The sequence below is a fragment of the Zhihengliuella halotolerans genome, assembly GCF_004217565.1.
Lineage (GTDB): Bacteria > Actinomycetota > Actinomycetes > Actinomycetales > Micrococcaceae > Zhihengliuella > Zhihengliuella halotolerans.
Genome location: NZ_SHLA01000001.1, coordinates 3,166,252 through 3,178,646, shown reverse-complemented (window position 1 = coordinate 3,178,646; position 12,395 = coordinate 3,166,252). Strand labels below are relative to the sequence as shown.

12 protein-coding genes are annotated in these 12,395 nt (G+C 70.8%); 9 read left to right on the top strand and 3 right to left on the bottom strand.

The features are described from left to right. The first annotated feature begins 17 nt into the window (after positions 1-17). A complete protein-coding gene (locus tag EV380_RS14620) occupies positions 18-977 on the top strand; it encodes an Lrp/AsnC family transcriptional regulator (RefSeq protein WP_130451730.1) in 960 nt (319 codons plus the stop codon). On the opposite strand, the gene EV380_RS14615 is transcribed toward EV380_RS14620, so the two are convergent. After that, positions 906-2,384, bottom strand: a complete 1,479-nt coding sequence (locus EV380_RS14615) for an amidase (RefSeq protein ID WP_130451729.1) — start codon at positions 2,382-2,384, stop codon at positions 906-908. The two genes, EV380_RS14620 and EV380_RS14615, sit on opposite strands and share 72 nt — an antisense overlap. Before the next feature lie 227 nt (positions 2,385-2,611). Between EV380_RS14615 and EV380_RS14610 the strand changes: the two genes are divergently transcribed. From EV380_RS14610 to EV380_RS14585, 6 genes are all read left to right on the top strand, one after another. Next, entirely contained in the window at positions 2,612-3,367 is a 756-nt protein-coding gene (locus EV380_RS14610; RefSeq protein WP_102160407.1) for a DUF5058 family protein, read from the top strand. A 25-nt stretch (positions 3,368-3,392) separates the two neighbouring features. After that, complete coding sequence (locus EV380_RS14605; protein ID WP_102160406.1) at positions 3,393-4,085, top strand: hypothetical protein; 693 nt, start codon at positions 3,393-3,395, stop codon at positions 4,083-4,085. Positions 4,086-4,099: 14 nt separating this feature from the next. Beyond that, the gene (locus EV380_RS14600; protein ID WP_130451728.1) at positions 4,100-5,338 is read left to right on the top strand and encodes an amidohydrolase; all 1,239 of its coding nucleotides are present in this window, start codon (positions 4,100-4,102) and stop codon (positions 5,336-5,338) included. Beyond that, positions 5,335-6,576 (top strand): CaiB/BaiF CoA transferase family protein, encoded by a 1,242-nt coding sequence (locus EV380_RS14595; RefSeq protein WP_130451727.1) that lies wholly within the window; start codon positions 5,335-5,337, stop codon positions 6,574-6,576. Before EV380_RS14600 ends, EV380_RS14595 begins: the two co-directional genes overlap by 4 nt. Beyond that, positions 6,573-8,099 (top strand): carboxyl transferase domain-containing protein, encoded by a 1,527-nt coding sequence (locus tag EV380_RS14590; RefSeq protein WP_130451726.1) that lies wholly within the window; start codon positions 6,573-6,575, stop codon positions 8,097-8,099. Before EV380_RS14595 ends, EV380_RS14590 begins: the two co-directional genes overlap by 4 nt. 101 nt (positions 8,100-8,200) lie before the next feature. Further along, entirely contained in the window at positions 8,201-8,728 is a 528-nt protein-coding gene (locus tag EV380_RS14585) for a hypothetical protein (RefSeq protein ID WP_130451725.1), read from the top strand. On the opposite strand, the gene EV380_RS14580 is transcribed toward EV380_RS14585, so the two are convergent. Both EV380_RS14580 and EV380_RS14575 read right to left on the bottom strand, forming a co-directional pair. Continuing rightward, positions 8,725-9,135 carry an arsenate-mycothiol transferase ArsC gene (locus EV380_RS14580; protein WP_130451724.1) on the bottom strand — a complete coding sequence of 137 codons (411 nt, stop codon included), beginning with the start codon at positions 9,133-9,135 and terminating at the stop codon, positions 8,725-8,727. The two genes, EV380_RS14585 and EV380_RS14580, sit on opposite strands and share 4 nt — an antisense overlap. A 15-nt stretch (positions 9,136-9,150) precedes the next feature. Then, the gene (locus EV380_RS14575) at positions 9,151-9,522 is read right to left on the bottom strand and encodes an ArsR/SmtB family transcription factor (RefSeq protein WP_130451723.1); all 372 of its coding nucleotides are present in this window, start codon (positions 9,520-9,522) and stop codon (positions 9,151-9,153) included. A 185-nt stretch (positions 9,523-9,707) separates the two neighbouring features. On the opposite strand from EV380_RS14575, the gene EV380_RS14570 reads away from it, so the two are divergent. Together EV380_RS14570 and arsB are read left to right on the top strand one after the other, a co-directional pair. Further along, entirely contained in the window at positions 9,708-11,189 is a 1,482-nt protein-coding gene (locus EV380_RS14570) for an NAD(P)-binding protein (protein WP_130452259.1), read from the top strand. A 98-nt stretch (positions 11,190-11,287) separates the two neighbouring features. Then, positions 11,288-12,394, top strand: coding sequence for an ACR3 family arsenite efflux transporter (arsB, locus tag EV380_RS14565; RefSeq protein ID WP_130451722.1), 1,107 nt, complete (start codon positions 11,288-11,290; stop codon positions 12,392-12,394). Position 12,395 lies beyond the last annotated feature (1 nt).

Sequence of the window (12,395 nt, the reverse complement as noted above, 5' to 3'; positions counted from 1 at the left end):
GGGAGGGAGAACACAGCATGGAAGTCCTCGACGACCTCGAACGCCGTATCGCCGCCGCGCTGCAGATCAACCCCCGTGCGTCGTGGCGAACCGTGGCTCACGCGCTCGACGAGCACGAACGCACGGTGGCCCGCCGCGGCACGGACCTGCTCTCGGTCGGGCGGATCGCCGCCGTCGGAATCCGCTCGCGCCCTGCCTCCCTGCTGGTGCGTGCCCGGTGCACGCCGGGTTCCGCCCCCGTCACGTCCGAGGCGCTGGCGACGCGGGCGGACACCAGCTTCTCCTACATGGTGACCGGCTCGACCGACGTCGTCGCGGAGATCCTCACGACCCGCGACCAGCTGGCGCATCTGGTCTCCGTCGACCTCGCGACCACCCCGGGCATCGCGCATGCGGAGACGCTGCCGGTGTTGAAGTACTTCCGCACCATCCGGTCGTGGCGCATCGGCGCGCTCACCCCGCGCGAGGTCGAAGAGCTGGGGGGACCCCGGCTGGCCCGCGACGGCGCGCCGTTCGTGGACCTTGACCTCTCCGCGCAGGACAAGGACATCGTCGACTGCCTCGTCGCCAACGCGCGCATGAGTTTCGAGGAGATCGCCCGCCGGGCCGGCGTATCGGAGACCACGGCCCGGCGGCGGGTCGAGTGGATCCTGAGCAGCGAGGCCGTCCAGCTGCGTCTTCTCGTGGAACCGGCCGCCGTCGGCCTGCCGCTGGAGGCGCTCGTGTGGCTGCGTATCGCCCCCGCGAAGATCAGCGCGATCGGCGAGTCCCTGCGCCGTGACACCCGCGTCCGGTACGCGGCCGCACTGGCCGGCAGCTCGCAGATCGTCGTCGACGTGACCCTGCCGACGGGCGACGACCTCTACCGCTTCGTCACCGAATCCGAGTGGTCCTCCGAAGTCGAATCATTCGACATCACGATGGTCGTGCGCGCCCGCAAACGCGGGGGCCGTCTGAACGATCCGTCCGTCGCCTGAGATCTCCGGCGCGGTCCGGGCGTAGCCCGTCGCCGCTTCGAAGACGCGCGCGACGCGCAGCAGCTGCGGGTCACGGTAGTGGAATGCGCTCAACTGCACCCCCGTCGGCAGGCCGGAGTCGCTGAACCCGGCCGGCATGGCGAGCGTGGGCAGCCCCGTCGCCGAGAGCAGGCAGGCTGAACGCATCCAGTCCAGGTATGTCATCGACTCGACTCCGTCCACGTCCGACGGGTAGCGCAGCGTCGCGTCGAACGGGAGGACCTGCGCCCCCGGAGTCAGGAACAGGTCGTACGACTCGAAGTAGGCGCGGACCCGCTGCTGCAGCCGCGTCGCGGCCGCCGTCGTCTCGATCAGGGTCCGCGCGTCGAGCGCCCACCCCTTCTCGACGTTCCAGATGACCTCGGGCTTGACGAGCTCCGGCTGGGAATCGACGAGGGCGCCCAGGCCGGTGGCGAAGTCGATCGCTCTGGTGTCGCCGAAGACCCGGTCGGCCTCGGACAGGTCGATCGTTGCCTCCTCAACGGTCGCGCCGAGGGATTCGAAGACAGCGACCGCGCGGTCCAGGGCCGCGAGCATGGGCGCCTCCACGGGCACGCCCAGGCCGAAGTCGCGGCTGACTCCGATCCGGACGCCACGCAGGTCGGCCGGCGCCTCGCCGCCGAAGGCCGACGCGTCCAGCGGGGCCTGCAACTGCAGCTCGGCCGCGGGCCCCGAGGCCGCCCGCATGAAAAGCTCGATGTCTTCGACCGTGCGGGCCATCGGGCCGACCCTGCCGAGCCAGGCCCACGCGTTGCGCTCGCCCGGCATCGGGATGACGCCGAGCGAGGGGCGGAGCCCGAACACATTGCAGAACGACGCCGGGATGCGCACCGAGCCGCCCATGTCGCTGCCCTCGCCGAGCGGCTGGATCCGCGCGGCCAGGGCTGCGGCCAGACCTCCGCTGGATCCGCCGGCGCTGCGCGTCGGCGCGTACGGGTTGGTGGTTGTCCCGAAGACCTCGTTGAAGGTGTGCGACCCGGCACCGAACTCGGGCACGTTGGACTTGCCGGTGGCGACGACGCCGGCCGCGCGCAGCCGGGCGACGATGAGGTCGTCGCGATCGGGGACGTGCTCGGCGAAAGCCGGCGAGCCGTTGGTCGAACGCATCCCGGCCACCTGGTGCGTGTCCTTGTGCGTCATGGGCAGCCCGTGCAGTGCGCCCGTCGGACCGGACTCCGCGAATCGACGGTCCGCCTCCGCGGCCCGCTGCATCGCGCCCTCGGCGTCGATGGTGACGATCGCATTGATCGGACCGTTGACCGCTTCGATGCGGTCGAGATGGGCCCGCGTCGCCTCCCGCGAGGACAGTTCGCCCGCGGTCATCAGGGCGACGAGTTCGGTCGCGGACTTCTCGTGCAGGTCGGTCATGTTCTCTCCTCGGTTCGGCTGGCGGCGTCCGTGTGCGACGACGTCGCCGGCACCTCACATCTCCCCTCGAGTGTGTTCGACGTCACGGTCGCAGGGAAGCGCGGGCGACAAAAACCCCGCTGGTGGCGGATATGGACAGATCGCGGTCCGATTCCGCCAATCATTGAACCGGGCCGCGAGGAGTGTGAATGTTATGGACATCACATTTGGCACCGGAAGGAAATTCCATGAGCAGCACATCAGCGGTCGTCGCCGCGAGCGGCGCATCCACCGACATCGCCGCGGTGGCCAACTCGCCGGTCCTGTGGATCTGCGCACTCGGCGTCTTCGCCATCATCTTCGTCCAGACGGCGATCTACATGAAAGCGGCCCGCACGGCCGGTTCGTCCGTCGATCTGGACAAGAAGGACCTGACGCGGGCCTTCCGCTCCGGCGCCATCGCCTCAGTGGGTCCGTCGCTCGCCGTCGTCATCGTGGCAATCGCACTGCTGGCGCTCTTCGGGACACCCGCGGTGCTGGTCCGGATCGGCCTCATCGGCTCGGTGTCGACCGAGGTCGCCTCAGCGTCCATCGCCGCCTCGTCGCTCGGCGCGGACCTCGGCGGGCCCGACTACACGCAGCAGGTTTTCGCTATCGCCTTCATCGCGATGTGCCTCAGCGGTGGTGCCTGGATGCTGGCGACCCTCATCCTGACCCCGCTGCTCAAGCGCGGCGGGAACAAGCTCTCCGAGGTGAACCCGGCCGCGATGGCGCTCATCCCGGGCGCCGCGCTGCTGGGAGCGTTCACGACCCTGACGGTCGCTGAGCTGCCCAAGTCCGGCCTCGGCGCGCTCACGATCGGCATCTCGGCGATCATCATGGCTGGACTCCTCTTCACGGCGAAGAAACTCAACGCCGGCTGGATCAAGGAGTGGGCCCTCGGCATCTCGATCATCGTCGCCCTGACGTTCGCCTACTTCGCCCACACGGCCACCGTCGCCTGACGAGACCGCTAGAGAAGGAACCCCCATGTCAACGATCATCTCGGAATCCCCGACCGGTATGCAGGCCTTCGAACGCACGACGTCTCGCTGGGGTCGGCTCACGATGCTGGCTGGTCTGCTCATCTCCTTGGCGGGACCGCTCTACGTGGCCCTGTTCATGGACGTCGGGGTCACCCTGACGCACATCATCACCGCCTACACCGCCGTCGCGGCCACGTTCCTCATCTTCGCGGTCGTCGAACCCGTCACCTACTTCCCGATCCTCGGCCAGGCCGCCATGTACCAGGCCTTCATGATCGGCAACATCTCCAACAAGCTGCTGCCGGCGGCCCTGTGCGCGCAGAGCAGGATCGACGCGAAGCCGGGCAGCAAACAGGGCGACCTCGCGGCCGTCATGGGCATCTGCGGCGCCGCGATCGTGCACTTGACCTCGCTGCTGATCTTCGTGGGCATCTTCGGGACGTGGCTGCTGACCATCATCCCGGAGTCCGTCACCGAGGTCACACGCCTCTACATCCTGCCCTCGATCGTCGGGGCCGTCCTGATCCAGGCGATCGCCGCCGTCAAGCAGGCGCGGCCGACGGTGATCGCGCTGGCGGTGGCCGTCGTCCTCGTCTTCGCCGTCATCCCCGCCGTCCCGGCCCTCACGTACTACGCAACAGCGATCGGCGTCCTCGCGACGGTGCTGATCTCCTGGTTCGCCCGCAAACGCGACTGATGAAAGAGAACACCATGACACACGCCATCGACCGGATCCGGCCGCTCGACGCCGCGGCCCAGGAGCACGTGCACGCCCTCTACCGGCACCTGCACGCCCACCCCGAGTTGAGCATGCAGGAGCACGCCACCGCCGACTTCATCGCCGCGGAGCTGGACGCGCTGGGCGTCGAGAACTTCCGCTGCGGCGGCACCGGCGTCGTCGGCATCCTGCGCAACGGCGAGGGCCCCGTCGTCGCCTTCCGCGCCGACACCGACGGCCTGCCCATCGCCGAGGACACGGGACTAGACTACGCGTCGACGGCGACCGGCACACTGGCCGACGGCACGGAGGTCCCCGTCATGCACGGGTGCGGGCACGACACCCACGTGGCCGCACTGCTCGCCGCCGCCCGGATGCTCGACGCGTCCCGCGACGGCTGGGCCGGGACGATCGTGCTGCTCTTCCAGCCCGGTGAGGAGACGGCAGCGGGCGCCCGCGCCATGGTCGACGACGGCCTCTGGGACAGAGCTCCCCGCCCCGAAGCGGTGCTGGGCCAGCACGTCATGCCGCTGCGGGCCGGGACGATCGCGATCAGCAGCGGGACCGCAATGGCCATGGCCGACGCCCTGCGCGTGACCGTGCGCGGCAAGCAGTCGCACGGCTCGCAGCCCCAGCACGCGATCGACCCGATCGTCCTCGCCTCGTCCATCGTGACCCGCCTGCAGACGATCGTCTCCCGTGAGCTGGATCCGATGGATCCCGCCGTCGTCACGGTCGGCACCTTCCACGCCGGCCTGAAGGAGAACATCATCCCGGACCGGGCAGAGTTCACGCTCAACATCCGCACGCTGACGCCGCCCGTGCGCGAGCAGGTGCTGGCCGCCGTCGAACGCATCGTGAAAGCCGAGGCCGCCGCCGCGGCCGCCCCCGAACCGACGATCGAGAAGCTCTACGACTTCCCGGAGAACTACAACGATCCCGCTGCGGCCGCCCGCGTGACCACCGCGCTCGAACACGCCATCGGCGCCGAGAACGTGAACGCCACGGGCCCCCTCATGGGGTCGGAGGACTTCGGCCACCTCGGGTCTGCCATCGGCGTTCCCACGGTCTACTGGATGTTCGGCGGCTTCGACCGCGACGAGGACGTGCCCATGAACCACTCCCCCTTCTTCGGCCCCGTGCCCGAACCGACCCTCACGACCGCGGCGCGCGCTGCCGTCGCCGGCGTGCTCGCCTGGGTCGGCTCCGACGACGAGGAGGCCACCGCATGAGCGGCCCCGCGACTCCCCCGGCCACCGGCCCGCTGACCGGAACGACGGTTCTGGACCTCAGCCGCGCCCTGGCCGGCCCGCACGCGGGCATGATGCTCGGAGATCTGGGCGCACGCGTCATCAAGGTCGAGAGCGCCGCCGGCGACGACACCCGCCGCTGGGGACCGCCGTTCGTCGGGCCCGAGGACGACCCGCAGGCCACCTACTTCCTCTCCTGCAACCGCAACAAGGAGTCCGTGTCGCTCGATCTCAAGGACGACGACGGCCGGGCCACCCTCGAGGCGCTCGTCGCCGACGCGGACGTGCTGATCGAGAACTTCCGCCCGGGCGTCATGGACCGCCTCGGGCTCGGTTTCGAGCGGCTGCACGCGCTCAACCCGGCCCTGGTGATCCTGTCGATCTCGGGGTTCGGGCACGACGGCCCGGAGTCCCACCGCAGCGGATACGACCAGATCCTGCAGGGCGAGGCCGGCCTGATGTCCCTCACTGGGTCAGGCCCGGACGATCCCCAGCGAGTCGGCGTCCCGATCGCGGACCTGCTGGCCGGGATGTACGGGGCCTATGGAGTCGCCGCTGCGCTGGCCGAGCGGGAGCGCACGGGCCGCGGCCAAGTCGTGCGGACTTCGCTTCTGGCCGCCGTCGTCGGGGTGCACGCCTTCCAGGGCACGCGGGCCACGGTCGCGCACGAGGTCCCGCGCGCGCAGGGCAACCACCACCCCTCGATCGCCCCCTACGGGCTGTTCCGGTGCGCCGGCGGGCAGGTGCAGATCAGCGTGGGCAGTGAGAAGCTGTGGGCCTCCTTCGTCGAGGCGTTCGGCCTGGGCGACCGCGTCGAGGGACTCGAAACCAACGCGGAGCGCGTGCACCGGCGTGAGGACGTCATCCGCATCGTGGAGGAGGCGTTCGCGGCCTACGGCCCCGCGGACCTGCTGGCGCGGCTCGACGCCGCCGGCGTCCCCGCCGGCAAGGTCCGCACCCTCGACGAGGTCTACGCGTGGGAGCAGGTCGCCTCGCAGCACCTGCGGGTCGACGTCGACCACCCCGTCCTGGGGCCTGTGACCCTGCCGGGGCCGGCCGTGCGCTTTTTCGGTACGAACGGCGCCGAGACGACCCGGCTCGAGCACACCCCGCCGCCCACCCTCGACCAGCACGGGGCCGCAATCCGCGCCGCAGCCCGCGGCGCCGCCGACGCGGGAGCCGGCGCTGCCCCGGCGCCAGCCACGGGGGGCGGCCGATGACCGCCACGCCCCGCCCCCGCCGCACCACGGCGCGCGAACTGATCGCGGAGGTGCTCGACGGCGGCACGTTCGTCTCGTGGGACCGCACCCCCGAGACCGGGCACCTGCCGCCGTCGTACCGGGACGAGCTCGCGGCCGCTGCCGCGAAGAGCGGGACGGACGAGTCCATCATCACGGGCGAGGGCCGGGTCAACGGGCGTCGCGTGGCGGTCGCCGTGAGCGAGTTCGGCTTCCTGGGCGGATCCATCGGCATGGCAGCCGCCGACCGCCTCGTGCGCCTGTTCGACCGGGCCGCCACCGAGGGGCTCGCCGTGCTCGCGAGCCCGGCCTCGGGCGGCACGCGCATGCAGGAAGGCACGCCGGCGTTCGTTTCGATGGTCGGCATCTCGGCCGCGGTGCGTCGCCACCGGCTCGCGGGGCTGCCGTATCTCGTGTACCTGCGCGACCCGACCACCGGCGGCGTCATGGCCTCGTGGGGATCGCAGGGCCACGTCACCGTCGCGCAGCCGGGCGCGCTGCTCGGGTTCCTCGGCCCGCGCGTCTACGAGACGATCTACGGCCGCCCGTTCCCCGCCGGCGTGCAGGTCGCCGAGAACCTGCAGGCCAAGGGGCTGATCGACGCAGTCGTCCCGCTGAGCGAGCTCGCCGGGGTGGTCGACCGCGCCCTGCGGATCCTCGCCCCCGCCGATTCCCAGCGGCACGACGGCGGCGCCCCGGCCGCCACACCGCCCACACCGCCCGCGCCGGCCGGCCCCGAGGACGTGTGGCGGTCGATCGAGGCGACGCGCGCGACGCGCCGACCCTCGGTGCGACACCTGCTCAAGTACGGCGCCTCCGACATCCTGCCGCTCTCCGGCACGGCGCAGGGAGAACGCGACCCGAGCATGTTCCTGGCCCTCGCGCGGCTCGGCGGGCGCGCGTGCGTCGTCGTCGGGCAGGACCGGCGGCCCGAGCGTTCCGAGCCGTTGGGGCCGGCGTTCCTGCGCGAGGCCCGGCGCGGAATGCGCCTGGCCGAGCAGCTCTCGATCCCGCTCGTCACCGTCATCGACACCGAGGGCGCCGCGCTCTCCCGTGAAGCGGAGGAGGGTGGGCTGGCCGGGGAGATCGCCCGGTCGATCACGGAGCTGATCGGGTTGCGCACCGCGACGGTCTCAGTGCTCCTGGGCCAGGGCACAGGCGGCGGGGCGCTCGCGCTGCTGCCAGCGGACCGCACGATCGCCGCGGCCAACGCGTGGCTCTCGCCGCTGCCGCCGGAGGGTGCCAGCGCGATCGTCTACCGCGACACGGAGCACGCCGCGCAACTGGCCGCCGAGCAGCACGTCGACTCCGCGTCGCTGTTCGCGGCCGGGATCGTCGACACCGTGGTGCCCGAGCCGGGACCAGCCGACGAGCGCCCACGGGAGTTCTCGCGCGATATGGCCGACGCCGTCGCCGCGGCCCTGGCTGAGGTGTCGGCGCTGCCGCTGGCGTCGCTGCTGGCGGGCCGAGAACACAAGTACGCCCGCATCGGACTGCCCCTCTGATCGCGCGCCGTGCCGGCCCGGAAACGGGTGCCGGGCGCGGCGCGTATGACCCGTCGTCGTAATATCCGCGCCTGAGCGCGAATCATGCTGATAATTGGGGGATGAATGCCGGGCCGAACGTGCTCTCCTTTACGGAGACGATCGTCACGCGCCGCGGAGTGCGGCGCGTCGGCGTCCTCCGTCGCCGCAAAGCCGTGGAGATGCGGGAGTCGGTCTGGAACATCCAGGTCGACGGCAAGCCGCTCCAGGGGTGGATCCGCGACTGGACCGGGGCCCAGGACGCGCCGGCCGAGATGGCGGACCTGCATTCGTCATTCCCCGCCGCCGGCCTCCTGCGTATTGACCACCTGCTCGGGCTCGAGCAGGGCCCCGGGACCCAGCGGGTCGGCCTGCTGTTCTGCCCGATCTGCCGCAACGAGGCCTGCGGCTACCTCTCCTGCGAGATCGACCTCCAGGACGACGCCGTGACCTGGACCCGCTTCGGCTGGGAGGACACGGTCGCCGGCTCGGCGCGCACGACGCCGATCGCGGGTGCCGAGACGCTTTCGTTCGACCCGGAGGCCTACCGTGAGGCGCTGCTGACGCTGCGCCGGAAGATCTCACCGGTCGACCAGTCGACTACCGTCTAACCGAGCAGGCGGGCCTTCAACTCCTTCACGCGCGCGTGGATGTCGTCGCGGACGAGCTCCATGCGTTCCCGCCCCGCGATGCCGCGCGCGCTCGGCTCGTCGGTCTCCCAGCGCTCGATCACGACGCCGTCGACCGGCTCGACCTGCGCCTCTGCCCCGAGCACGACCACGAGCCCGGCGGCGCGCATGTTCTCCACGGTGAGCGGCTTGGGGACCTCGGCACGGATGTCGACGCCGGCGTCGAGCAGGACCTCGGCGGAAAGCGTGTTGATCTTCTCGGCGGGCTTGGTGCCCGCACTCGTCACCACGACGTCGTCACCGGCCTCGAGCGTCATCAGGCCGGCGGCCATCTGGGACTTGCCGCCGTTCTTCGAGCAGACGAACAGGACTGCGGGCTTGACGGTCATGGGATCTCCTTGTTCTCAGGCGTTGGCGCCGAATGCGCCCAGGGCGCCGGCCAGGTCGTCGAGCGCGCCGGGCACCACGGAGTAGTACGCCCAGACGCCGCGCTTCTCGCGGGCGAGCAGGCCGGCGTCGACGAGGATCTTCAGGTGGTGGGAAACGGTCGGCTGGCCGAGATCGAGCGGACCGGTCAAGTCGCACACGCAGGCCTCACCCGAGTCCCCGGCCGCCACGAGTGAGAGCAGGCGCAGCCGGTTCGGGTCGGCGAGCGCCTTGAACCGCGCAGCCAGCACCGACGAATCCGCTGCGCTCAGGCCGGGAGTCTCCACCGACGGCAGGCAGCAGGCGCCGTCGGCGGTCTTCTCTGCGACCTCCGCAAGTGCTTCCGCCATGACCTCTCCCCTCATCCGCCGGACACTCCCGGCAAAGATTGACAGTTATCGATGCATTACATCATACTCGAGACATCGACAAACGTCGATACCTGAACCCGACCACCCCGGGCGGGCCGCCGACCGCAGCCCACCCGCGACAGGAGCACCCCGTGGACACCGCCGTCACCACCGCCTCGCTTCCCATGAACCAGCACGACGACGACGCGCTTCCCGTCGCGGTCATCGGGGCCGGGCCGATCGGCCTGGCGACCGCGGCCCACCTGCTCGAACGCGGCCTCCCCGTCGTCGTACTCGAGGCAGCAGCCTCCGTCGGCGCGACCGTGTCGGCCTGGGGTCATGTCAAGACCTTCTCGACGTGGCAGTACAACATCGACGCCGCCGCGCGCAGGCTGTTGGACGCGGCAGGGTGGGAAGCCCCGAAGCCCAAGCGCCTGCCGACCGGCGCGGATCTGGTCGAGCAGTACCTCGCCCCGCTCGCCGCAACCGCACCCATCGCCCGCGCCCTGCACCTCAGCCACCGGGTCACGGCCGTTTCCCGGGCGGGGACCGACGGGCGCGGGCTCGACAAGACGCACTCACGGGGCCGGGACGACTCACCTTTCCTGCTGCGCATCGCGGCAACCGGCGCACAGGACGCAACCGCAGCGGACGGCGCGACCGGCGCGGGCAGCCGCGACGCCGTCGTCGTACAGAAGACGCTGTACGCACGGGCCGTGATCGATGCGTCAGGCACGTGGGAGCAGCCGAACCCCGTCGGCCCGGCGGGGCTCGAGGCCCCCGGCGAGCGCGAGGCCCGCGGGGCCGGGCTGATCACCTCGGCGCTGCCGGACGTGCTCGGCGCCGATCTCGAGCGGTTCGCCGGTCGCCATACGCTGGTCGTCGGCGCAGGTCACTCGGCGGCGAACACGCTACTCCTGCTCGGCCGCCTGGCCGACGCGGAGCCGGGAACGCGGGTCACGTGGGCACTGCGCGCGGCCGACCCGGCGCGGGTCTACGGCGGCGGCGATGCGGACGGGCTGCCGGCTCGCGGCGCGCTCGGTGCGCGCCTGAAGAACATGGTGGACACGGGCCGGATCGAGCTGCGCACCTCTTTCTCCGTCGCTGAGACCCTGCCCGCCGGCGGCCGTCTGGACGTGCTCGCACGCACGCCTGACGGCGAGGAGGTCCTGACCGTGGACTCGCTCGTGCCCGCCACCGGATTCCGCCCGGACCTGGACGTGCTGCGCGAGTTGCGGTTGGATCTCGACCCGGCGGTCGAAGCTCCGCGCGCGCTCGGCCCGCTCATCGACCCGGAGTTCCACAGTTGCGGGACGGTCGAGCCGCACGGCGCGCGCCTCCTGGCACACCCCGAGAAGGACTTCTACATCGTGGGCATGAAGAGCTACGGCCGCGCGCCGACGTTCTTGATGGCAACCGGGTACGAGCAAGTGCGCTCGATCGCCGCAGCCCTCGCCGGCGATGCCGAGGGCGCCGAGCGCCTCGAACTCGAACTGCCAGAGACCGGAGTCTGCTCGGCGGGCGCCGGCAGCAGCTGCGACGCACCCGCCCCGGCCGAACAGGAAGCGGCCGACGACGACGGCGCCGCCGGGTGCTGCCCCACCCCGGAGCCGGTGCTCATCGGAGTCCCGACCGGTCTCGCGCACGGCCGGCAGGGTGCAGAATAAACCGCCCGGAGCCATATATTGACATCCGTCGATCTACGGCGCGATGATTGACCAGCAATGCATCGATAATCATCGATACAAGATTCGGAGAACCCCTCGTGCCCCAGGCCGACACCCGCGCCCCCGCCCCGCCGCTCGACGAGACCGCTCACGTCGTCGCGAAACTGTCCGTGCTCGACCGCTTCCTGCCCGTCTGGATTGTGGCCGCCATGGCCGTCGGCCTCGGACTCGGCGCGGTGGTCCCGGGCTTCGGCGAAGCCCTCGAGGCCGTGCAGATCGCCGGGGTCTCCCTGCCCATCGCCATCGGCCTGCTGGTCATGATGTACCCCGTGCTGGCGAAGGTCCGTTACAACGAGACGCAGCGCGTCATTGGCGACAGGAAGCTCATGATCACGTCCCTCGTGATCAACTGGGTGCTGGCTCCGGCCTTCATGTTCGTGCTCGCCTGGATCTTCCTCGCCGACCTGCCGGAGTACCGGACCGGCCTGATCATCGTGGGCCTGGCGCGCTGCATCGCGATGGTGCTGATCTGGAACGATCTCGCCTGCGGCGACCGCGAAGCCGCCGCCGTCCTCGTCGCCGTGAACTCCGTCTTCCAGGTCTTCATGTTCGGCATCCTCGGCTGGTTCTACCTGCAGCTGCTGCCCAGCTGGCTCGGCCTGCCGACGACGAGCGCAGAGTTCTCCATCTGGGCCATCACGATCTCCGTCTTGGTCTTCCTCGGCATCCCGCTCGTCGCCGGCTACCTGACGCGCACCCTCGGCGAGCGCGCCCGCGGGAGGGAGTGGTACGAGGCGAAGCTGCTGCCGAAGATCGGCCCATGGGCCCTCTACGGCCTCTTGTTCACGATCGTCGTGCTCTTCGCGCTGCAGGGCGAGCAGATCGCGAGCCGCCCGCTCGACGTCGCGCGGATCGCGCTGCCCCTGATTGTTTACTTCCTCGTCACGTTCTTCGCCTCGATGCTGATCGGCTACGTGCTTAAGCTCGGTTACGCACGCACGACCACACTGTCCTTCACTGCATCGGGCAACAACTTCGAGCTGGCGATCGCCGTGGCGATCGCGACGTTCGGGGCGACGAGCGGTCAGGCCCTGGCCGGCGTCGTCGGGCCGCTGATCGAGGTCCCGATCCTCGTGGCCCTCGTCTACGTGGCCCTCTGGGCCCGCAAGTTCTTCACCGCCAGCCCCGCACCGATCGAGAGGTAGT